The sequence below is a fragment of the Methylomonas sp. LL1 genome, from assembly GCF_015711015.1.
Classification (GTDB): Bacteria; Pseudomonadota; Gammaproteobacteria; order Methylococcales; family Methylomonadaceae; genus Methylomonas.
In genome coordinates this window covers 1,237,960-1,259,962 of record NZ_CP064653.1, presented here as the reverse complement: position 1 = coordinate 1,259,962, position 22,003 = coordinate 1,237,960, and the positions used below count along the sequence as shown (strand labels likewise).

Annotated in this window: 20 protein-coding genes; 13 read left to right on the top strand and 7 right to left on the bottom strand. The window is 54.2% G+C overall.

Annotation, left to right across the window (positions count from 1 at the left end; translation table 11 throughout):
* Positions 1–14 precede the first annotated feature (14 nt).
* The 5 genes from IVG45_RS06230 to IVG45_RS06210 all read left to right on the top strand — a co-directional run bounded on the left by IVG45_RS06230 (position 15) and on the right by IVG45_RS06210 (position 5,735).
* Positions 15–2,207, top strand: a complete 2,193-nt coding sequence (locus IVG45_RS06230) for a DctP family TRAP transporter solute-binding subunit (RefSeq protein WP_196437001.1) — start codon at positions 15–17, stop codon at positions 2,205–2,207.
* Positions 2,207–4,654 (top strand): ATP-binding protein, encoded by a 2,448-nt coding sequence (locus tag IVG45_RS06225; RefSeq protein ID WP_196437000.1) that lies wholly within the window; start codon positions 2,207–2,209, stop codon positions 4,652–4,654. The genes IVG45_RS06230 and IVG45_RS06225 overlap by 1 nt, the downstream gene beginning before the upstream one ends.
* Positions 4,655–4,962: 308 nt before the next feature.
* Positions 4,963–5,145 carry a CsbD family protein gene (locus IVG45_RS06220; protein WP_196436999.1) on the top strand — a complete coding sequence of 61 codons (183 nt, stop codon included), beginning with the start codon at positions 4,963–4,965 and terminating at the stop codon, positions 5,143–5,145.
* A 72-nt stretch (positions 5,146–5,217) separates the two neighbouring features.
* Positions 5,218–5,496, top strand: coding sequence for a CsbD family protein (locus tag IVG45_RS06215; protein ID WP_196436998.1), 279 nt, complete (start codon positions 5,218–5,220; stop codon positions 5,494–5,496).
* 89 nt (positions 5,497–5,585) lie between these two features.
* Entirely contained in the window at positions 5,586–5,735 is a 150-nt protein-coding gene (locus tag IVG45_RS06210; protein WP_196436997.1) for a lmo0937 family membrane protein, read from the top strand.
* Here IVG45_RS06210 and IVG45_RS06205 read toward each other — a convergent pair.
* On the bottom strand, positions 5,670–5,933 hold the full coding sequence (locus IVG45_RS06205; protein ID WP_196438126.1) for a hypothetical protein: 264 nt from the start codon (positions 5,931–5,933) through the stop codon (positions 5,670–5,672). The genes IVG45_RS06210 and IVG45_RS06205 overlap by 66 nt on opposite strands.
* Before the next feature lie 256 nt (positions 5,934–6,189).
* On the opposite strand from IVG45_RS06205, the gene IVG45_RS06200 reads away from it, so the two are divergent.
* From IVG45_RS06200 to IVG45_RS06180, 5 genes are all read left to right on the top strand, one after another.
* A complete protein-coding gene (locus IVG45_RS06200) occupies positions 6,190–8,820 on the top strand; it encodes a chemotaxis protein CheB (RefSeq protein WP_196436996.1) in 2,631 nt (876 codons plus the stop codon).
* Positions 8,804–11,026: a sensor domain-containing protein gene (locus tag IVG45_RS06195; RefSeq protein WP_196436995.1), complete on the top strand. Its 2,223-nt coding sequence runs from the start codon at positions 8,804–8,806 to the stop codon at positions 11,024–11,026. Before IVG45_RS06200 ends, IVG45_RS06195 begins: the two co-directional genes overlap by 17 nt.
* A gap of 175 nt (positions 11,027–11,201) precedes the next feature.
* Positions 11,202–11,810, top strand: coding sequence for a BON domain-containing protein (locus IVG45_RS06190; protein ID WP_196436994.1), 609 nt, complete (start codon positions 11,202–11,204; stop codon positions 11,808–11,810).
* Positions 11,807–12,931: a DUF1207 domain-containing protein gene (locus tag IVG45_RS06185; RefSeq protein WP_230874774.1), complete on the top strand. Its 1,125-nt coding sequence runs from the start codon at positions 11,807–11,809 to the stop codon at positions 12,929–12,931. Before IVG45_RS06190 ends, IVG45_RS06185 begins: the two co-directional genes overlap by 4 nt.
* A 232-nt stretch (positions 12,932–13,163) precedes the next feature.
* Positions 13,164–13,535 (top strand): DUF4870 family protein, encoded by a 372-nt coding sequence (locus IVG45_RS06180; protein ID WP_196436993.1) that lies wholly within the window; start codon positions 13,164–13,166, stop codon positions 13,533–13,535.
* A gap of 92 nt (positions 13,536–13,627) precedes the next feature.
* On the opposite strand, the gene IVG45_RS06175 is transcribed toward IVG45_RS06180, so the two are convergent.
* Complete coding sequence (locus IVG45_RS06175; RefSeq protein WP_196436992.1) at positions 13,628–14,362, bottom strand: Crp/Fnr family transcriptional regulator; 735 nt, start codon at positions 14,360–14,362, stop codon at positions 13,628–13,630.
* Between the two features lie 449 nt (positions 14,363–14,811).
* Here IVG45_RS06175 and smbP point away from each other — a divergent pair, with 449 nt between their 5' ends.
* Positions 14,812–15,153, top strand: a complete 342-nt coding sequence (gene smbP, locus IVG45_RS06170) for a small metal-binding protein SmbP (RefSeq protein ID WP_196436991.1) — start codon at positions 14,812–14,814, stop codon at positions 15,151–15,153.
* Between the two features lie 218 nt (positions 15,154–15,371).
* On the opposite strand, the gene IVG45_RS06165 is transcribed toward smbP, so the two are convergent.
* Both IVG45_RS06165 and IVG45_RS06160 read right to left on the bottom strand, forming a co-directional pair.
* Positions 15,372–16,409, bottom strand: a complete 1,038-nt coding sequence (locus IVG45_RS06165; protein ID WP_196436990.1) for an IS110 family transposase — start codon at positions 16,407–16,409, stop codon at positions 15,372–15,374.
* A gap of 378 nt (positions 16,410–16,787) precedes the next feature.
* On the bottom strand, positions 16,788–17,528 hold the full coding sequence (locus tag IVG45_RS06160) for a Crp/Fnr family transcriptional regulator (RefSeq protein WP_196436989.1): 741 nt from the start codon (positions 17,526–17,528) through the stop codon (positions 16,788–16,790).
* 438 nt (positions 17,529–17,966) lie between these two features.
* Between IVG45_RS06160 and shc the strand changes: the two genes are divergently transcribed.
* Positions 17,967–19,925 (top strand): squalene--hopene cyclase, encoded by a 1,959-nt coding sequence (gene shc / locus IVG45_RS06155; RefSeq protein WP_196436988.1) that lies wholly within the window; start codon positions 17,967–17,969, stop codon positions 19,923–19,925.
* 39 nt (positions 19,926–19,964) lie between these two features.
* A complete protein-coding gene (locus IVG45_RS06150) occupies positions 19,965–20,327 on the top strand; it encodes a hypothetical protein (RefSeq protein ID WP_196436987.1) in 363 nt (120 codons plus the stop codon).
* 7 nt (positions 20,328–20,334) lie between these two features.
* Here the strand turns inward: IVG45_RS06150 and IVG45_RS06145 are convergent, their stop codons facing one another.
* From IVG45_RS06145 to IVG45_RS06135, 3 genes are all read right to left on the bottom strand, one after another.
* Positions 20,335–20,778: a septal ring lytic transglycosylase RlpA family protein gene (locus IVG45_RS06145; protein WP_196436986.1), complete on the bottom strand. Its 444-nt coding sequence runs from the start codon at positions 20,776–20,778 to the stop codon at positions 20,335–20,337.
* Positions 20,779–20,813: 35 nt separating this feature from the next.
* Positions 20,814–21,149: a hypothetical protein gene (locus IVG45_RS06140; RefSeq protein ID WP_196436985.1), complete on the bottom strand. Its 336-nt coding sequence runs from the start codon at positions 21,147–21,149 to the stop codon at positions 20,814–20,816.
* A gap of 95 nt (positions 21,150–21,244) precedes the next feature.
* Positions 21,245–21,841 (bottom strand): PAS domain S-box protein, encoded by a 597-nt coding sequence (locus IVG45_RS06135; RefSeq protein WP_230874773.1) that lies wholly within the window; start codon positions 21,839–21,841, stop codon positions 21,245–21,247.
* Positions 21,842–22,003 lie beyond the last annotated feature (162 nt).

Genomic DNA, 22,003 nt, shown 5'->3' with positions numbered 1-22,003 from the left:
TAAAAGTAGGAACCATGGCAACGAAACGGAAACCGATACATTACCTGATCGTGACCTTGCTGACCTTGAGCATCGTGCTGGCTGTGGTTGGGTGCTATTTGTATTATTCCGGCGCCGGCCCGCTTCGATCCAATGCCCCGCCACCGGTCGCCGTGGCGCGCTACAGTTTACGCTTAGGCCTCAACCTCAGTGCCGACAGTGCCTTGCATGCCGCTTCGCAGCGTTTCGCCGAACGGATAGCCGAACGCAGCCAGGGCAGGGTGGAGGTAAAAGTCTATCCCGACCAACAACTCGGCACCGACGAACAGATGGTCGAAATGGCGCGGGAAGGTAAACTCGATCTGTTGTTGACGCCCACCGCCAAACTCAGCGTCGATGTGCCGGCCATGCAATATGCCGATCTGCCTTTCTACTTCGCCGACCGTGCCGAGCTTTACAGCATGCTGGACGGTGAACCGGGCAATCTGTTACTGGCCAAGCTCAACGACATCGGTCTGGTCGGCATCGCTTTCTGGGAAAACGGCTTCAAACAATTCACCGCCAATCGTCCTCTGTTGCGTCCCGAGGATTTTGCCGGTCTGCGCATACGGACCATGAAGAGCCGGTTGCTGATGGATCAATTCAGCGCAATGGGCGCCGAGCCGGTCGTTATCGATTTCGCGACCCTTCATCAAGCACTGACCGACGGAGCGGTCGATGGCCAGGAGAATCCGCTGGTCGCCATCGCCGGCAAACGCCTATACGAGGTGCAAAGCCACTTGACCCTCAGCAATCATGCCTGGCTAGGCTATGTGTTTTCGGCCAGCCGTAAGGCATTCGAGGGCTTGCCGCAGGATATACGCGACCTGATTCTGGACACCGCCCGCGAACTGGCACCGTGGGAACGGGAAGAAACGGCCCGGCGCGAAGCCCAGTTTCTGGAGACAATCCGCGCCGCCGGCGTGCAAGTGCATACTCTCGGCGGCGACCAGCGCCAACGTTTTGCCGAAGCGCTGGCTCCCCTGGTACGCGGCTACGGTTTCGAAGTCGGCTACGACTTGTTGGCCAAGACCGACGAATTGCGGATCATGGCATTACTGGACCAGGCCAACCGGGCAGGCCAACCGGCTTCAACCATGCCGCTGTTGCTCGGACTCGACGCCGACTTGTCCGGCAGCGGTGCAATGGCCGGTGGCGCAATTTTACGCGGCATGGAAATGGCGGTGGACGAGATCAATGGCAAGGGCGGCATTTTGGGACGACCGCTGCGCATCGTGGCCCGCGACCACCGGCAAAATCCGTTCCGGGGTCTGGAAAATATCGAAACCTTCGCCCGCCTGCCCGGCATGTTGGCAACGATGGCAGGCATGCACACTAGCGTGATACAGGACGAACTGGAAACGATCCACCGTCTGCAACTGCCGTTTTTGATGGCCTGGTCGGCCGGTACCGGAGTCATCCACCATGATTACCAACCCAGTTATACCTTTCGCGTTTCCATCGACGATACCTGGGTCGCGCCCTTTTTACTCGAACATGCCTTGCATCGCGGCCGGCATATCACCGCCTTGCTGGAACAGTCCGCCTGGGGGCGTAGTAACGAAGAAGCGCTGAACCCCTTGATTGCCAAGCTGCCGCCCGGCACGGTGACCCTGGAATGGTTGAATCGGGGTGAAACCGATTTCGCGGCCAGGCTGTCAGAACTGCGTGACCGCGGCACCGATGTGATTATCCTGGTGGCCAATGCGGCGGAAAGTAGGGAACTGGTTGAAGACATGGCGCGGATGGACAATCCCCTACCGATCTACGCGCACTGGGGATTCACCGGCGGCGATTTTTGGCGTCAAAGCCAACATGCGCTGAGTAAGGTGGAACTGCGTTTTGTCCAGTCCATCCTGATGGACAACGGCACAGCCAACCCCCGCCTGACGGCTTTCACCGAACGCTATCGTGCCCGTTACCGGTTAACAGCCATCGATCCTATCCCGGCGCCCGCCGGTACCGCGCATGCTTATGATCTGGTGCATCTGTTGGCGAGTGCCGTCCGCCAAGCCGGTACTTCGGATACCCAGGCCATCCGCGCGGCGATGGAAAAGTTGAAATCCTATCCCGGCATCGTTCGCGACTATGTTCCGCCGTTTACGGCCGAACGGCATGATGCGTTAGGGCCGGACATATTGCATTTGGCCAAATACGACGAGCGTGGCCGTATTGTCGGAGCACGCTGATGAAATCCTTGGCCTTTTTCACGGGTGGCCACGGTTTACGCCGGCGCATCACTTGGTTATTCGGCAGCTTCGTCGTCATCGCCATGCTGAGCGTGGCATCGGTGGTGGCTTATCGCCTGATCGGGATCCTGACCGAGGCGTTGGAAACCGATCTCGACAAGCGCTACGAAGTCAATGCCGGCCAACTTGCCCAACGCTTCGACTATTTATTGGAAAGCGCTCAGGTATTGGCCAAGAATCCGTTGTTGATCAACGGCATCATCGATAGCCAGGGACGCAAGACTTACCTACCCAAGTTGGTGGCCAATTTCGAGCAAGGGCGCGATGTTCGCGCGGTGGCGTTGTTGGATTTCGATGGCCGGCCTATCTATGCCAGCCAGCCCAACCTGCCAACCTATCAAGATTCGCATGAACTGCGCACCGCACTGAACTATGGCGTGGTCGGCCAATCGGTCGATGCCGAACGCCGGCTTTGGCAAGTATTCGTTCCGGTGGTTTATTACGGCACCACTCAGGCGGCGCTGCTGGTGAATTTCGACTTGCCCGCGATAGCTCAACGCGTATTGCCGGCCGATCCCGATTTACGCCACAGCCTTTTCGACGGCCAGAATAGGCTTTACTTGCGCGGCGAAGAGGTTGGGGGCAACGTGATGGTTAAACGCCGGCGCCTAGCCGAAAGTCCGGCGGCGACCAATCTGGGCGGATTAAACCTGGAACTGGAACTGGCCATGTCGCGGGAAAAAATTCTGGCGCCGGTCAAGACCGCCATTCGTGATGTGGCCTTGTTCGGTCTATTGTTGACCGTGATCGGCATCGGGTTGGCATCCTGGTTCGGCTATCGCCTGGCCCGCCCCATCCTGATCTTGCGCCAACGCGCGGCATTGGCCGACGGCAGTTCCGAACGGCGTTGCTCGCCGCTAGGTACCGGCGATGAACTCGACGAACTGGCGGTGATTTTTGACCAGCGCACCGAAGCCTTGCGCAGTATCCAGGCCGACTTGGAAGACAAAGTAAAGTCGCGTACCCGCGAGCTGGAAGGGGCCAAGGAACGGGCCGAAGCCGCCAACCGCGCCAAAAGCCTGTTTCTGGCCAATATGAGCCACGAACTGCGGACCCCGCTGAACGCGATTCTCGGATTCTCCGGCTTGATGCAGCGTGATCCGAGCATTTCCGACGGCCAGCGCGAAAATCTCGAGATCATCAACCGTAGCGGCGATCATTTGTTGCATCTGATCAATGATGTGCTGGACATGGCCAAGATCGAGGCGGGGAGGGTTGAACTCGAAATCGCTCCGTTCGATTTGGGCGCGTTGGTGCGCGACATCCACGACCTGATGCGTCAACGGGCCGATGAAAAAGGCATAAAACTCCTGTTGGATCAATCCTCGTGTTTTCCGCGCCTGATCCGTGGCGACGAAGCAAAACTACGGCAAATCATCACCAATTTAATCGGCAATGCGATCAAATTTACCGAGCAGGGTAGCGTGACCCTGCGGCTGGATGTCAAAACCCAAGGACAGACACCCTGGTTGATTATCGAAGTGCAAGATACCGGTATCGGCATCGCCGCCGAAGATCAGCCGCTGATCTTCGATGCCTTTGTCCAGGCCGGCAAGACCGGCAACCATAAGGGTACCGGCTTGGGCTTGGCGATTTCCCATCAGTTCGTGCAATTGCTGGGGGGTAGCCTGACACTGAACAGTACCCTGGGTAAGGGATCGGTGTTTCGAACCGAATTTCCGGTCCAATTGGCCAGTGAAACCGAGCTCGCCAGCGCCGAACCGCAACCTGGCAGCGTGATCGGATTGGAACCAGGCCAGCCCGACTACCGGATTTTGATCGTCGAGGATCAGTTGGAAAACACCTTGTTATTGAAAAAACTGTTGCAACAGGTCGGCTTCCAGATTCAAACCGCCGAAAATGGGCTGGAAGCAGTCACTTTATTCCAAAGCTGGGCGCCGCATTTTGTCTGGATGGATAGACGCATGCCGGTGATGGACGGCATGGAAGCCAGCCGCCGCATTCGGGCCTTGCCTGGCGGCCAATCGGTCAAGATCGTCGCATTGACCGCTTCGGCATTTAAGGAGCAACAGCAGGAAATGCGCGATTCGGGTATGGACGATCTACTGCACAAGCCGTATCGTCCCGACGAAATCTTTGCCTGTTTGAGCAAACACCTGGGCGTGCGCTTCATTTATCGGGACGCATCAGCGCCGGCCGATAAAACCTTTGCCGAATTGACGCCCCAGGATTTGGAAGGTATGCCGGCGGCCTTGCGCGAACAGCTTTACGAAGCGGCCATTTCCTTATACGAAGAACCGATAGCCGAGGCCGTCGCCCGAATTAGCGAGTGGAATGCCGAGCTTGGCGGCAGACTAAAACATTATGCCGACAATCTTGAGTACGACAAGATTCTACAAGTCTTGCAAACCAAACTATCGCCTTGACGGCCAACGGCCCCTCCCCACACCGGCGACATGCAAGCGTCGAAAACGGGCAGTTATTGACGGCGAAATCCTTCGGTTTGCTAGCCATTGAACCGCCTGTTTTGACATTCCGCTTCGCACAGACAAAATCGCATCGAGCGCAGACCGGTCAAGGCTTCGGCGGCTCCAGGACTCGGTCATAACTTATCCAAAAGTAATGTGCGTTGCCGCACCGACCATGTTAGCCATTGTGAGTATGGTTTCATCCGAGCGCTGAATAAATTCGGAGTTCGTTCGAATATCGATTCAATCCATTATCGGGAACCACTATGAACAGAGATCAAATAAAAGGCCGAGTCGAAGTGCTCAAAGGCAAAGTGAAGGAAATCGCCGGCAAGGCCAGCGAGGACGAAGCGATGGAACTAGAAGGCAATGTTCAAAAAAATGCCGGTAAGGTTCGATCGGGCTTTGGTGACCTTAAGGAAGACATCAAGAAGTCGACTGAAGACTAAACCGGCTGGATTGCCCTGCAAAGCCGGGGCTGCCGGCGTTAATTCCTCCCACTATTGTCACGGAAACTCATCATGAAATTCACCCAAAACAAATCCACCCTGTTAATGGCCGGCTTCATCTTGTCATTTTGCGGGTTAAACGCTTATGCCGAAAACAGCAAAATCGAAGCGCCGATGAACGATGATCAAGTAGAAGGCCGGGTTGAAGAAACCAAGGGCAAAGTCAAGGAAGTCACCGGCAAGATACTGGACGACAAGGGCATGGAAGTGGAAGGCAATGTCCAAAAGAATCTCGGTAAGGCCCAAAAGGGCTATGGCGATCTCAAGCAGGATATTAAGGAAGGCAACTGATTCCGGCTTGGTTGAGCATCGGGGTTGGTCCAGTTTGAGCATCTCGACGGTTAACCGATCTTTCGGCAATGTAATTTAAGGGGAACTAGATGCTGGTCAATTTAGCTGTCATCCTGATTCTTCTATGGGCATTGGGGTTAGTGTCTTCGTACACATTGGGCGGATTTATCCACTTATTGCTGGTTATCGCGTTGATCGTGATTGTGCTGCGCGTCCTTCAAGGCCGAAGGGCGCTTTAGGACTTGGTTGGCAATAATTTTCTTGAGTACCTGTAGGGGCGATTTTAATCGCCCAGGGCGAATGACCCGTAGCAGCGCGTAGCGAATTCGCCCAAACAGGTTGCCCTCGGCAAAACTATCGTTCACCGAGCCGAGCCGCTGGCTGAGCGAAGCCGAAGCAGTCGAAGAGAAAAGTTGACTTTGGCTCCGCTCAGTCATCGGCAGCTTTTTTGATGCCCAGTCAACGGCAGCATTTTTGGCGCTTGGTCATCGGCGGATTTTTGGGATTGGGTATCCTTTCGAATATGACGGACTTTTAACTTGGGCCTAATGGCTTGTGAGTCATTCAATCCATGCGAGTGAGCTTGAGCGCCGATGATCTCGGTCAACTCACTCATATCTGACACTAAATGAATGACAACAAATGAGGTGATATGATTTCCCGCTTTCTATCCCTATCATTGTGAGCTCAAAAATGGACAAATCCCGCACGGCCAAATTAGGCTCCGATACCTTAAAACTTGCCGATCCTACCTTAAAAGTGGCCAAACCCTTGGGGGCGGCCAAACCGAACCTCGATGTCGAAATCGCGCCGCCCATTGTTGGCGTTGGAACCTCGGCCGGCGGATTGGAGGCCTTGGAACAGTTTTTTTCCCAGGTACCGGCAGACTGCGGCGTGGCATTCGTGGTGATTCAACACCTGGATCCCAATTATCAAGGCATGTTGCCGGAATTGTTGCAACGGGTCATGCCGTTGACAGTGGTTCAGGCCGGCGACCGGATCAAGGTCAAACCGGATTGGGTCTATGTGATTCCGCCCAATAAGGATTTGTCTATCCTGCATGGCAAGCTGCACCTGCTGGACCCGGTCGCGCCACGCGGTTTACGTTTGCCTATCGATGCATTTTTTCGGGCGCTGGCCGACGATCAGCATGAGCGGGCGATCGGCGTGATTCTGTCCGGCATGGGCTCCGACGGCACCTTGGGGCTGCGCGCCATCAAGGAAAACGCCGGCCTGGCGGTCGTGCAAGCGCCGGAATCCGCCCAATTCGATTCGATGCCGCGTAGCGCGATCGAGGCCGGCTTGGCGGATATCGTGGCGCCGGCTCAGGAGTTGTGGGCAAAGATACTGGCTTATCTGAAGCATAGTCCGCGTGGTCTAAATGCCGCGCCGGAGGCCATCCTGGAACTGAAAGCGCAAAGCGCGCTGGAACAAATCGTGATCCTGCTACGCGAACGCACCGGCAACGATTTCTCGCTGTATAAAAAAAATACCATCTATCGGCGTATCGAACGGCGCATGGGGCTGCATCAGATCGACGCAGTCCACAAATATGTGCGCTATCTGCGCGAAAATCCCCAGGAACTGGATTTGCTGTTCAAGGAATTGCTGATTGGCGTCACCAATTTTTTTCGCGATCCTGCGATATGGGAAGCGCTGAAGAATAACGCCATTCCGACGCTGTTGGCCCAATATCCGGCCGGCAAGGTACTTAGAGCCTGGGTGCCGGCTTGCTCGACCGGCGAGGAAGCCTATTCCTTGGCCATTACCTTCAAGGAAGTCCTGGCGCAAGGCCAATATCCGCAGCCGTTTAAACTGCAAATCTTCGCCACCGACCTGGATCAGGATGCCATCGACAAGGCCCGCCAAGGTTTGTATCCGGCCAATATTGCCGGCGATGTCAGCGAGGAACGGCTTGGCCGTTTCTTTAGTGTCGATGGCGATGGCTATCGAATCAATAAAGAGATTCGCGAGATGGTTATTTTCGCCCCGCATAACGTCATTATGGATCCGCCGTTTACCAAACTGGATATACTCAGCTGCCGGAATCTGTTGATTTATCTGAGTACCGAATTGCAGAAAAAACTGATTCTGCTGTTTCACTATACACTGCTCAATCGTGGCATTTTGTTGCTCGGCAACTCCGAAACCATCAGCAATTTCAGCCATTTATTCAATGTCCTCGACAGCAAGTCCAGGCTTTATCTACGTGTTGGCAATCCGTTTCCGCTCGAAGTCGATTTCCCCACCAAGTATTTCACAACCAAAGCCATGCCGAGCGAAACCGACCAACCAAGCTCTATTATCAATCTGCAAACCTTGGCCGAGAAGCTATTGTTGCAACACTATGCGCCGGCGGCGGTCTTGGTCAATGCCGATGGCGACATTCTGTACATCAACGGCCGCACCGGCAAATATCTGGAGCCGGCGGCCGGGAAAGCCAACTGGAATATCCATGCCATGGCTCGCGAAGGGCTGCGGCATGAAATCCTCAGCTCGCTCAAAAAAGCGCGAACTCAAGACGATGCGGTGCGGATGGCCGGCCTGTTGGTAGCGACCGATGGCGGCAAGCAAACCGTAAACCTGATGGTACAGGCCATCAGTAAACCCGAAGCCTTAAAAGGCTTGCTGATCGTGGTATTTACCGATGTGGAAATACCGCCGGCGGGGAAGACACCCCGTAAGTCTCCAAACGCCGAGATGAAATCGCTCCAGTATGATTTGCAACAAGCCCGCGATGAAATGCAAACCTTGCGCGAGGAAATGCAGACTTCGCAGGAAGAGCTGAAATCGGCCAACGAAGAGCTGCAATCGACCAATGAAGAGTTGCAGTCCTCCAACGAGGAATTAACCACCTCCAAGGAAGAGATGCAGTCGCTAAACGAGGAACTGCAAACCGTGAACGCCGAATTGCAGGCCAAGGTCGACGATTTGTCGCGGGCCAGCAATGACATGGACAATCTACTCAACAGCATGGAAATCGCCACGGTATTTCTGGACAACGCCCTCAACATCCGCCGCTTTACCAGCCACATTTGCCACTTGTTCAAGCTGATAGCGGCCGATGTCGGCCGGCCGTTGTCGGACATCGTCACCGATCTGGAGTATCCGCAATTGCAACAAGATGCGCGCGACGTGCTGCGTACCCTGGTTTTTATCGAAAAACAAGTCACGGCCCGCAACGAGCGTTGGTTCAAGGTCAGGATCATGCCATACCGTACCCACGACAACTTGATCGACGGCGTGGTGATCACCTTTATCGACATCTCCGAAACCAAGAAGCTGGAAGCCAAATTAAGGAACAGCCATGACCAACCGGACTGACAATACTCAAGAAAACGGGGAACTGCGGCAACGCGCGGAACGGCAACTGGCCGAGACCGCGCCGGAAAAAACCAATGACCACCAACATTACCGGCTGGTGCATGAATTGCAAGTGCATCAGCTCGAGCTGGAGATGCAGAACGAAGCCTTGCGGGAAGCGCGCACTGGCGCTGAAACAGCCTTGGAACGTTATGCCGAGCTGTTCGATTATGCGCCGCTGGCCTATTTTAGCCTAGGGCTCGATGGCAGGATTCTGCAGACCAATTTTCGCGGTGAAAAATTATTGGGCAACGAGCGGGTGAAGATAGCCGGGCGCCATTTTATTGATAGCGTATCCGGCGGATGCCGGCCGATTTTCAACGGCTTTTTGGAAAATGTGTTTGCCAATTACGGCAGTCACAGTTGCGAGATTACCCTGCTGGCCGGCGAGGAACCGCTCTGGGTCAGTATCGAGGCGACGGCCGATACGACTCGGGAAACCTGCCTGATGGCGGTATTGGATATTAGCGAGCGCAAACAGAACGAGCGGGAACTGCAACTGGCGGCCACCGTTTATCTGGCGTTGGAGGAGGCCATTACCGTGGCCGATGCCAACAACCGGATCGTGGCGATCAATCCGGCCTTCAGCAAATTGACCGGCTACAGCGCCGAACAAGCCATCGGCCAGCCGACCTCGCTGCTTAAATCGGATCGTCACAATCCGGCTTTTTTCCAGGCGATGTGGGAACAACTGAATACCCTCGGCCAATGGCAGGGCGAGATATGGAACCGGCGCAAAAATGGCGAGGAATATCTGAGCTGGTTGTCGATCAGCACTGTCTACGGCGACCAGGGCGAAGTCATTCGCAGAGTCGGCATGTCCTCGGATATTACCGAAAAAAAACGCGCGGAAGAAATCATTCATAACCAGGCCAACATCGACCCACTCACCGGCTTGCCCAACCGGCGTATGTTTTTGGACCGGCTGCAGCGGGCCATCAATAAATCCCACCGTGGGCATCAAAAGTTGGCGTTGATGTTCCTCGATCTGGACCATTTCAAGGATATCAACGACACCTTGGGCCACGACATGGGGGATCGTTTGTTGAAGGAAACCACCCAGCGCCTGATCGGTTGTATCCGCGAGACCGATACCCTGGCGCGGCCGGGCGGCGACGAATTCACCCTGATCATGGGCGAACTGCATGAAATCAACAGCATCGACCGCGTGGCCCAGTCTATTTTGCAAACCATGATCGCGCCGTTCCAGTTGAAGGACGAACGCTGCTATGTCTCGGTCAGCATCGGCGTTGCCCTCTATCCGGATGACGCCGACAATGCCGAGGATTTGCAGAAGAAGGCCGATCAGGCCATGTATGCCGCCAAGAAACAGGGCCGCAGCCGTTTTTGTTACTTCACACCATCCATGCAGGAAGCCGCCGAAATCCGTTTACGAATGACCAACGACCTCCGCCACGCCCTGGCCGATAATCAAATCTGGGTGGCCTACCAACCGATTGTGGAACTGGCAAGCGGCCATATTCAAAAAGCCGAGGCCTTGATACGCTGGCAACATCCGACTCAGGGCTTGATCAGCCCGGCGGAGTTTATCCCCATTGCCGAAGACAGCGGACTGATTACCGAGTTGGGCGGCTGGGTATTCCATCAAGTGGCCGATCAGGTAGCCGCCTGGCGCGACAAGTATTCCGCGCAATTCCAGATCAGTATCAATAAATCTCCCGCCCAGTTTCATAACAACAGCGAAAAACTGGCTGACTGGTTCGAGCATTTGCGCCGCCTGGGTTTGCCCGGTGGTTGCATTGCGGTGGAAATCACCGAAGGCTTATTACTGGATGCGTCGGCCATCGTGGCCGATAAACTGTTGGCCTTTAGGCGCGCGGGGATACAGACTTCTCTCGACGATTTCGGCACCGGTTATTCGTCGTTATCGCAACTTAAAAAATACCGCATCGATTTTTTGAAGATAGACCAGGGCTTTGTCTCCAACCTGGTCGCCGATTCCACCGATATGGCCCTGTGCGAAGCCATTATTTTGATGGCGCATATCCTGGGCATGAAGGTGATTGCCGAAGGTATCGAGTCGGCGGAGCAGCGCGACTTATTGTTGAAAGCCGGCTGCGATTATGGGCAAGGTTTTCTGTTCTCGAAACCGGTGCCGGCACAGGAGTTCGAAAAATTTTTTATAGCAACTCAGATTAAAGTTTAGTCTGGCCTCCACTTTTACCGGATGCCGTGTTACGGCTTTCTGCTTATGTTCGACAGCGTACAGACCCCGCCCGATCCTGTACTTAAAATTCCTTGCAAGCATACGGCACACTGCCATTTGCATTCCCGGCAAACAGCAGTGTTTACGCTCCATTACGCCACAACAGGAATATACAATGAAAATCCCCCACTCATACCAACAAGCACTCCTGATCGCGCTGGGCTGTATTACTATCGCTCTGGGTCTTCCCGCTTGCCAGCAAGAAGGTTCCGCGGAAAAAGCCGGGCAAAAAGTCGATAAAGCGGTCGATAACGTCGGTCAAAAAATTGAGTACACGACTGACAAAACCGGCCAGAAAATCGATGCAGCCAACCAGTCTGTAATCCATCAGTCTGAAAAAGCCGGCGCATACCTTGATGAATCGGCCAAAGCCTCGGACGATGCGCTGGAAAAAGCCGGAAAACAAATCGACCAGGCCATCAACAAAGCCGGAACTCAACTCGAAAGCGCCAAGGATTCGGTGGTCGACAGCTCGGTGGTGACCGGCGAATATCTGGACGACTCGGCGATTACCACCAAGATCAAGGCCGCCATGTTAAGCGATGAATTTCTAAAGGCCTCGCAAATTGAAGTCACTACCGTGAATGGCGTGGTGACATTGAGCGGCACCGTCGATTCCGAGCAGATGGTCGGCCGAGCCATCGGCTTGGTGAATAGCCAGGAGCATGTAAAGTCGGTACAAAACCAGCTGATGATCAAGGCCAACGTGCCGAGTCAACAATGATGACTTATCGCCGCTGGATGGCGTTTGCCGCCGCTTTGCTGGTTCCCGTGTCATTGGCTCGGGCCACGGTTGCTAACGACGCTTACATTGCCGGTTATGCCGCCGCCGCGCTAAAGCATGATTTAAAGCTCGATATGCCGGCATTGGCGGTAAAAGACGGTGTGATTACCTTGCCGGTGGCTGGCTTGGCCAGCGCGGAACGCGCCGAAGCCGTCAGGGTGTTGTCGGCCATCCCCGGCGTTACCGCCGTCAAAGTCGCCGAAACCACCAGCCAACAGGCGGCCGAAGCCGCCGCCATTGCCGGTACCGAGGCGGTCACGACCGCGGATACATTGATATTGCCGACCGGGCTGCTGCCGTCGGGCCATTTGTTCAAACCGCTGTTGGCCGATCCGCGTTGGGCGCATTTTTCGGCGGCCTACCGCAATTACCAGAGCGACAACTTCGATGGCCGCGATATTGCCTCGGTCAGTTTCGGCGAAACCATACCGTTTTACCGCGCCAACTTCGGCCATTCCTCGGCGCAATGGGAAACCGGGATTCAGGCCGGCGTGTTTAGCGATTTCAATCTGGGTGCCTCATCGTCCGATCTGGTCAATACCGATTTCATCGCATCCCTCTATTCCAGCGTGCGGGCCGGTCAATTTTCCGCCTTCGGCCGACTGTTCCACCAGAGTTCGCATCTGGGCGACGAATTTTTACTGCGCAAGGTCAACACCAAATTCGAGCGGGTGAACCTCAGTTACGAAGGCGTGGACCTGAAACTGTCCTATGAGCTTCCCTATGGCGTGCGAGTCTATGGCGGCGGCGGCGGCTTGTTTCATAGAGAACCCACCGAGCTGAAAAAATGGTCGGCCCAATACGGTATCGAGTTTAGGAGCCCATGGCGCTTTGAATTTGCCAACATGCGGCCCATCATTGCCGCCGACATCAAGAATTACGAGGAAAACGATTGGAGTACCGATGTCTCGGCCAGGGCCGGGGTCGAATTCGATAATTTACAAGTCATGGGCCGCAAACTGCAGGTCATGGTCGAATATTTCAACGGTTACACCCCCAGCGGCCAGTTTTATAAAGACAAAGTGGAATATGTCGGCTTGGGGGCGCATTATCACTTTTAAGGATATGGTTATAAATAACTTCCCGGAATTCGGTTGGTTCCGAATCACGGGATTCTGGCTCCCCTCTTTGATAAAGAGGGGCTGGGGGAGATTTTTTAATAAATCCCCCTCGATCCCCCTTTTTCAAAGGGGGAAGTTATTTGTATTGAAATCAGAAGCTTAATCCCGCAGCCATTCACGTGGCAGGACCTTAACCTTGCTCAAAGTCAACTTTTACAAGAGGTATCGAGTTATGAACATGTCAATAACCAATGCAAAAACCGACGGTGATATGGCCGCGCTGAAGAAACTGGCCGGGACGGTCTATATTTGCCAGGTACTCACTTTTGCCTTTGCCGGCTTACCCTTATTGGTCGGTGTCGCGATTAATTTTCTTTATCGAAACGATGTCAAAGGTACTTGGCTGGAATCGCATTTTAACTGGCAAATCAAAACCGTTTGGGTCACTTTGGCGGGATTTGCACTATCCGGCCTGGTGCTGATGGTGGAGATGCAAATTAGTTTGATCATTTTGATTCCGACATTGCTACTGTTGGTTTACAGAATCGTGGTCGGCTGGACGGCGTTGAGTGCCGACAAGGCTGTTATGCAGGATTTGAATTAAGATTCGGTTGGAAATAATTTCCCTGAATTGATTGTAGGGGCGATTTTAATCGCCCTTGGCTCTGAAGCCTCAAGGGCTTGATCAAATCTTGCCTAACCCGTTATGCTTTCCGGCGCGCCACAAGCCAATATTCGTTCGTAGGTTTCTTTCTCGATTCGATAACAGCCGCAAGCGGCGGCTTCCAGGCCGGCCCGGTCCAGAATGGTAACGTCGCCGCGCCGGTAACTGATCAACTTTTGCTGCTGCAATGAGAGCGCCGCTTTGGTAATCCCGACCCGGCGCACCCCCATGATGTAAGCCAAAAACATGTGTGTCACATGAAAGGTATCGGCGTGAGCCCGGTCGTGTGTCTTCAGCAGCCAACGGGCCAGGCGCGCCTCCACCACGTGAAAACGATTACAGGCCGCGGTTTGTGCCAGTTGCCGCATCGATACGTATAAATAACGTTTTAGCGCCATCTGTAATGCGGGACTGCGTTCCAGTTCGGCCAAAAACTGGGTCGCCGGTAATCGCAGTGCCGGCCCGGCTCCTTGAACTAGCGCCTGAAATGGCGCGATATCGACGCCCAGCATCAGGGTAATGCCCAGCATGCCTTCGTTACCGATTAATCCTACTTCCAAACCGCCGCCGTTTTCGACCGGCGTTACCAGTGAAATAAAACTGCCGGTCGGAAAATACACATGCGGAATGCGTTCGCCGGCCAGATAAAGCACTTCGGCAAAAACCAGCTCGACCGCTTCGCAACGCCTAAGCAAATGTTGGTGATCGGCGCGGGGCAGAGAGGCTAGGAGGCGGTTGGCCGCGGGAACGGCAGGTATACACAACACGGGCGCTCTCCGGCGGTGATTTGAGGGAATTCGGCAGCCGAGGATATTAATCGCGGTGTCGGCGCTTGTTGCCAGGGACTATGGATTTACTGGCGTGGCGTCAGACTAACGATAATGATTTTGCTTGTCTGTATGTTAGCGCACGTAGGCTATGGCTAATCATGGTGAGGACCGGTTGAAGCTTAGATACACCCGTAAATTTTGGGCTGAATCGACCTATGTACCCTAACGTACAGACTTTGGCGTAGCGCTGCTGTAGTCTAAATACAGCTTAGGTGGAATCACCCAAGCAACCGGGAGTGTAAATTTGCGCTTAGTGTGTTCGCACCTATCCGTTTCAATTTAATCATCACGGTTTCGGAGCACTATGCAATTTCTTGAGCAGCGCTAAGCCACCAAAATTTGTCATTTTGCGCTTTTATACAATCTACAAATAATCGGGTAAATTTATGAAAATTAAATACTTTTTAATGGCGTTGCTTTTGTCTTTCCTCTCTCTGCAAGCGCACGCCGCCGGGAGTCCCTTGAATGAAAGCTTTACCAATCTGATCGCCTTGTCCAACAACGCGGTCGAGGCAGGCAAGAAGGGCGATACCCAAGCCTTTATCGACAGCGCCACCGTTGCCTGGGAAGCCTTAAAAGAACAAAACGAGAAGGGAAGCTCTATCCGCCTGCAACGGGCTAACGCCAAGCTAAAAGCCGCCATCAAGGCAGCCAAGGCCGGTAACTTGCAACAAGGTATAGCCGATGTTGAGCAAGGCATAGTCGAAATGCAACTGGAAAAAAAATAAGCTTGAAGTCAGTCGGGTAGGGGTGCATCGTTAACCGCCCGAACCGACCGGTTTTGCTAGCGCAGTGTCAAAGCCGGTTAACGCCGGCTTTTTTGTGGTCCGTTATTTCAGCTTGAACTTGCCGGACACTTAACTAAAGATTCCGTGAAAAATAGGTTCCAGATATTCGAATGTTCTGTAGATACTCTGTTCCAAGTCAACAAAATTCCATCACTTTTTCACTCAGCGATGATGGGTGTCGGAATGACATAAAACCGTGTGTTATCGAACGGCTGGTCGTGCTTTAGCATGCCATGGATCGCATGCAGTAATTTACGCATCACTGCGCAGACGGCCTGTAAAGGTTTCTTGCCGTTGTCGACCAAGTGCTGGAAATAAGCGCTGACATGGGGATCATGCTGTTTGGCGCTCAAGGCCGGCATATACAATGCCGAGCGAATATGCCGGTTACCCGCCTTGGACAGCCGCATTTTCTTATGTACGCTTTTGCCGGATTCAAAGGCTTTGGGATCGAGCCCGGCAAACTTGACCCATTCGCGATGCGACAGGTTGGGTGGCAATAACAGCAGTTCGCCCATCAAAGCAATGGCGCTGGTATGGGCAATGCCTTTGATGCCGGTCAGCAACTCAAAAACACGCTTGAGTTCCGGGTGCTGGTTGATCAAGGTCATCGCTTCGGCGGCCAAGGTATCGATGCGTTTTTCCAATTGACTGATCGCCAGCTTGGCATCGCGCAGCAACGCCTTTGGAGTTTCCTGAGTCGCACTCAGTGCATGCAGATGGTTTTTCGCGGCAGCTTTCTGACCGGTCAGCGCATCAATGCGGCGGGCAAACCCGCGCAAAGCCAGGGTCTGATTCGATGGCCGGGTCCAGGCGACAAAGTCCATGCGCTCGACGTATTCGGCCAGGGTATTGGCATCAACGGCATCGGTTTTGCTGTTTCTCATCAACACCTTGGCGAAGTTATGCGAGGCCTTGGGATTGACGACCATCACGGGAATACCGGCGTCATGCAACGCAATTGCCAGGTCGAAATGGTAAATGCCGGTGGCTTCCAGGCAGACTTTGATGCCCGGCAGCTTGATCAGCTTGTTGACCAAGCGGGCACGGTCAGAGCGGGTATTGGCATATTTTTGTGGATCGAACGACTTGCCGTTCTTGCGGATCACCAGCACCAATTCATCGGCTCCGACATCCACGCCGGCAAACAGGCGGTGGATAGATTCAGCGATGGCATTGATTGGGAGGTTCGTCATAATCGTTTTTTAATTCAGTTAAAGGTTAAGTACACTATTCACCGGTTCCCGACCCTGCGCATGCACCTACCTTCCTTGTGTATGCAGGCTCTAAGCCTCGGATACTCCACGGTATGGGTGAATAGGGCGGGGGCCAATCTACAGCACAGGCTCTGGTATTTACCAGTCCTCAGGGGCGAACGGCCTCCCAATGAACGATGACAGCTTAATCGGTTCTTCTAGGCTATCGGTTGTTAAAATTCATCATACAAGGGGCGAATTCGCTACGCGCTGTTACGGGGCATTCGCCCTGGGAGATTAAAATCGCCCCTACGCGGACTTGTGCTGAGCAAAGCCGAAGTAGTCGAAGTCAAGCGTGCTGGGAAGGAGGCAACTCCCTTAACTCAGCGACATCTGGGGGGGGGGGAGAAGTCGGTCGGATTCGACTTTGACCACTTGGTAGCATTCGCAAACCCGGTCTTCCAGTCCGGCCCGGTTCAGCACCGTAATGTGGCCCCGGCTGTATTGAATCAAGCCGGCCAGTTGCAATTTGCCGGCTGCCTCGGTGACGCCTTCGCGGCGCACGCCCAACATATTGGCGATCAATTCCTGCGTCATGTTCAATTGATTCGTCGGCAGCCGGTCCAGGCTCAGCAGCAACCAGCGGCACAGTTGCTGATCCACCGAATGATGCCGATTGCAGACCGCCGTTTGCGCCATTTGGGTGATCAGGGCTTGGGTATAACGCAGCAGCAGGCTTTGCAGCAAGCCGTTACGGCGTCCGCCGGAGCGGTTGAATTCAGCCATCAGCAGCGGCCCCTTGATGCGGTAGGCACCGCCCGCGCTCTGCACCACCGCCCGATTTGGCATGGTGTTGCCGCCCATGAACAGGGCGACGCCGATCAGGCCATCGTTGCCGGCCACGGCGATTTCCGCCGATGCGCCGTTTTCCATCACATAGAGTAACGATACGATGCAGGTGGTGGGGAAATAGACATGGCGCAGCTCGCCGCCGGATTCGTAAATGACATGGCCGAGCGGCATCTTGACCGCTTCCAGATGCGGCAACAACTCTGCGTATTCGGCTTCCGACAAGGCGTTCAGCAAATGATTCTGGCGAGGGTTGTCATGTTCGGTCATCAGCTTCCTTTGTTATTTTTTTAGGATTAATCAGAATGGCCCAAGCTATGAAACTTAGTATAACCTGCGAATGATGGTAGTGAGTCGATAAATTCCGCTCTGTTCGCTACGGCACGGAGTTTGTTTGTCATTTAATGCTAGCGCTGTGTGTCGGGCTGATTCTACCGCTAATTCCAAGGGTTGAATCGAAAAAATAATTTTATGTGCGGCAGCGTACAGACCGTGGCTAGGCCGGCGGCTAAGCTGCTGACTGGCGATTCAAGCAGGGTGGGGGACTTTGCCGCAAACCGCCGGAATTTCAAGGCCGTTATTTTGGGCATGTGTGCCACTCGCCGCGGCAATGTCCTCCTGTTGCGGCGGTTTTTTTTGACCCGCCAACAGGCATGCCGGACGCCGGCGAAAATCCCTACCAGACCAGTAAAATCAGAGAACTAAACCATGCTAACAGAAACTTCTTCGCTGTCCGGTTCGGATTCAGGACACCCAGATAGCTGTTATTCATCGTCAAGCCTGGATAGGGCCATTGCGTTAGCTAAAATCCGCTTGCTGGGTTTGCAAAACCACGATGGCTATTGGGTGTTCGAATTGGAAGCGGACTGCACCATACCGGCCGAATACATCCTGATGATGCACTACATGGCCGAAATCGACAAGCCGCTGCAAGCCAAGATCGCCAATTTTCTGCGCGGTAAACAAAGTGACGACGGCGGTTATCCGCTTTATACGGGCGGAGAGGGCGACATCAGTTGCACCATCAAAGCCTATTATGCGATGAAGCTGGCCGGCGATTCGCCGGATGCGGCGCATATGCGCCGGGCCAGAGTCTGGATTTTGGCTCGGGGAGGGGCTGCCAAGGCCAACGTATTCACCCGTATCATGCTGGCCATGTTCGAGCAGGTGCCCTGGCGCGCCACGCCGTTTATCCCGGTGGAAATCATGTTGCTGCCCAACTGGTTTCCGTTTCATATCGACAAGGTTTCCTATTGGTCGCGTACCGTGATGGTGCCGCTGTCCATCCTTTGCAGTTACAAGGTCAAGGCCCGCAATCCGCTCAAGATCGGCATTGCCGAGTTGTTCGTGATTCCGGCGGAGCGGGAAACAGAATATTTTTCTCACGTCAAAACCCGCTTAGGCAAGGCCATTCTGGTTCTGGATCGCATCGGCCGGTTGATGGAGCCGCTGATTCCCGCTTTCGTCCGCCGCAAGGCCACCGCCAAGGCGCAAGATTGGTTCATGGCGCGCTTGAACGCTTACGATGGCCTGGGCGCCATTTTTACCGCGATGGTCAATGCCTACGAAGCCATGGATTATCTCGGCTTGCCGGCCGACAACCAACAGCGGCAGATAGCCAGGGCCGCGATTGACGGATTGCTGGTGGTCAAGGACGACCAGGCTTATTGCCAGCCCTGTGTGTCGCCGATCTGGGATACCGGCCTGGCTGTGCTGGCTTTGCAGGAAGTCGACCGCTATGACCATGATCGAAAAAGCCAATACGCTGTCAAGACTGCCCTGCGCTGGTTGGCGGCCAGGCAATTGAGCGACGAACCCGGCGATTGGCGGGTACAGCGGCCAGGATTGGCCGGCGGAGGCTGGGCTTTCCAGTTCGGCAATAGTTATTACCCCGACGTCGACGATACCGCCGTGGTGGCTTATGCCATGATGCAGGCAGACACGCCGGAATTTGCCGACAATATCCAGCGCGCGGCCGGTTGGATCGCCGGCATGCAATCCGCTGACGGCGGATACGGCGCTTTCGATGCGGACAACACCCATTATTATCTGAACCAAATCCCGTTTGCCGACCACGGCGCTCTGCTTGATCCGCCAACCGCCGATGTGAGTGGTCGCTGCGTCATGTTGCTGGGTAAACTGGGCCTAAGGCAGTTGGAATACAGCGATGTTGTCGACAGCTGCGTAGCTTACCTACGCAAACAGCAAGAAAGCGACGGTTGCTGGTTCGGCCGCTGGGGCAGCAATTATATTTATGGTACCTGGTCGGTATTGAGCGGTTTTGAAAACGCCGGCATCGACCGGCACGATCCGGCTATACGCAAAGCGGTGGTCTGGCTGAAATCCAAACAACGCATCGACGGCGGTTGGGGCGAGGGCAACGCCGGCTATCACGATAGCAGCATTCGCGGCGAATTCGATAGCAGCAGCGCGTTCCATACCTCATTGGCATTGCTGGCCTTGTTGTCCGCCGGCGAAAATGGCTGTCCAGAAGTCGAATCCGGCGTGGCTTATCTGTTGAAGACTCAGCGGGCCGACGGTTTTTGGCGCGACGACGGCTTTAACGCGCCGGGTTTTCCGAAGTTTTTTTATCTGAAATACCACGGTTACGACAAGTTTTTTCCGCTGTGGGCGCTGGGCCGTTATCGAAACGAGTCCGAGCGATAAACGCGCTATATTTTTTCAGTCATTTGTTGGATTTCAAGCATGCCGTTTCCCAGCGCGAACGGAAAGACCGCCTTCATCGCCGGCCTGACGCTATCGATACCCGTTACGCTGATCAGCATTTTGAAGGCCAGCGGTGTTAGCCACCACGGTGTTGATAGTCCGCGGATATTGGCCTTTTTCGTGATTTACTTTCTGCTGACGCTTGCGGTATTCGTGGTCGACGTCAGAAGCTTTGCGCCTAAGCCACTGAAAACCCGGATTCCCCTGGTCTATTTTCCAACCAATCGGGAAGGCTTCCACTTTCTAGTTAGCGTGCTGGGAAGAATATTGGTTTGGCTGGCGGGAGTCATTGTCGGTGGCGGATTACTGGCGCCATTGTGGTATGTTCTGAGAAACCCTTAGCGCTGTATTATTTTCGAGTGGATTTGGTCTCAATCTTGACCTGGGCGGTGCCGTCGTTTTTCATGTCGAGCCTGTTGGCCGCGCCGCCGGAAAGGTCGATGGCGCGGTCTTCCTTGGCGGCCGGGCCACGGTCATTGATGGTGACCTCGACTTTTTTGCCGTTATCCAAATTAGTCACAATGGCTTTGGTGCCCATCGGCAAACTGGGATGAGCGGCGGTCATTTGTTTTTGGTCGAAGGTTTCACCGCTGGCGGTTTTCCGGCCTTGAAATCCCGGCCCATACCAGGATGCCTCGCCGACTTCCTTGTGCAAGGGCTTGCCGGTGGCGGCGCTTGGTTTCGGTTTGTGTTCATCAGGCGGGGACGAACGGTCGGAGCTGCAGCCGGATATGGCTAATGCACCGATCAAGACAATGCCGGGAAAACCGGAAAACCATTGCCGGAGTAACATGGCTGGCCTTCGTATTTAATCACCGGCCGATGGCGTTATTGCATTTTCTTGTGATCCATCGGTTTGCCCGAATGCCCGGACATCATTTTCATATGTTGGGCTTTCATTAATTCCAGTTGCTGGTCTTTCAGCGCTTGTTGTTTTTGCGGGTCGGTTTCGGCCAGAATTTTGTTGGACAAGTCATGCATCATCAAGGAGTGCTCTTGCATGTCCTTCATATGTTGTTCCATTTTTGCGGGATCCATGCCGCCAGGATCGGGCGCCATCGCCTTTCCGCCGCTCGTGGCCGGCTCCTTGGGCTGTTCGGCGCCGCAGATAAAGCTTAATGGCAGTAAGGTGGAAAAAATGACGATTTTGCTAAAGTGTTTCATGGCTGTCTCCTGTAATTTTTCCACCGTTAGCGGTGGGATTAGCCCGGTTAAAAAAATACAGGAGAAATGTGCCGAAGTCGGTGCGTTATCGCACATTAAAGATTGGCGCTAGAGGCAATAGCCTGTTGATTGTCGGCCAGATAGTTTTTGCCTATTTCGGTCAGAGTGATTCGCAACATCGGCCAGGCATCCGAGGTTTCCCAGCGCAGGCAGTCGAGACGGGCTTGGAATTGGGAGCCATCCTCGCGCAGCATCACTAGATCGAAGGCTTGTTTCTCGAAATAGGGTGATTCCATCAAACTCCAGAACAGGCGATGCCAGTGGTCACGGTTCTGATCCGCGACAAATCTGGAGAACCGCAGATTGATCAATTTATCGCGATCGACTCCAAGTAATGCGGCAGCGGTCAGGTTGACTTCGCTAATCCCGTCTTCTCGATCGATGCTGATGTAGCCGACCGGGGCAAAATCATACAAATCTCGATAGCGGTCCAGCGCTTCTTCCAAGGCACTATAGGTTTTTCTAAGTTCTTCATTCTGCATCTCCAGCTCGATCTTATGCACCAGCAGTTCATGCAGCAGCTTCTCGTTGGGGTGGGCCGTCATTTCCGCGGGCGACAAACTGACGACCATGGCCTCGGCCCCGGCTCTTAGTGACTTACGCCTTTCGATTCCATCCCATTTTTGGCCCATGCAGGATATTCTCCAGAGTGATGCATTGACGAAATTTTCAATGCTGATTAATAGACAACGTTTTAGTTGCCTTGTCAATCGTCGGGTCGGTAGCCAGCGATTTCCCCCCGTCGGTGCTTATGTTCGCTAACGAACTGTGTTGGTTGGCCAAAAGGGGTCTAA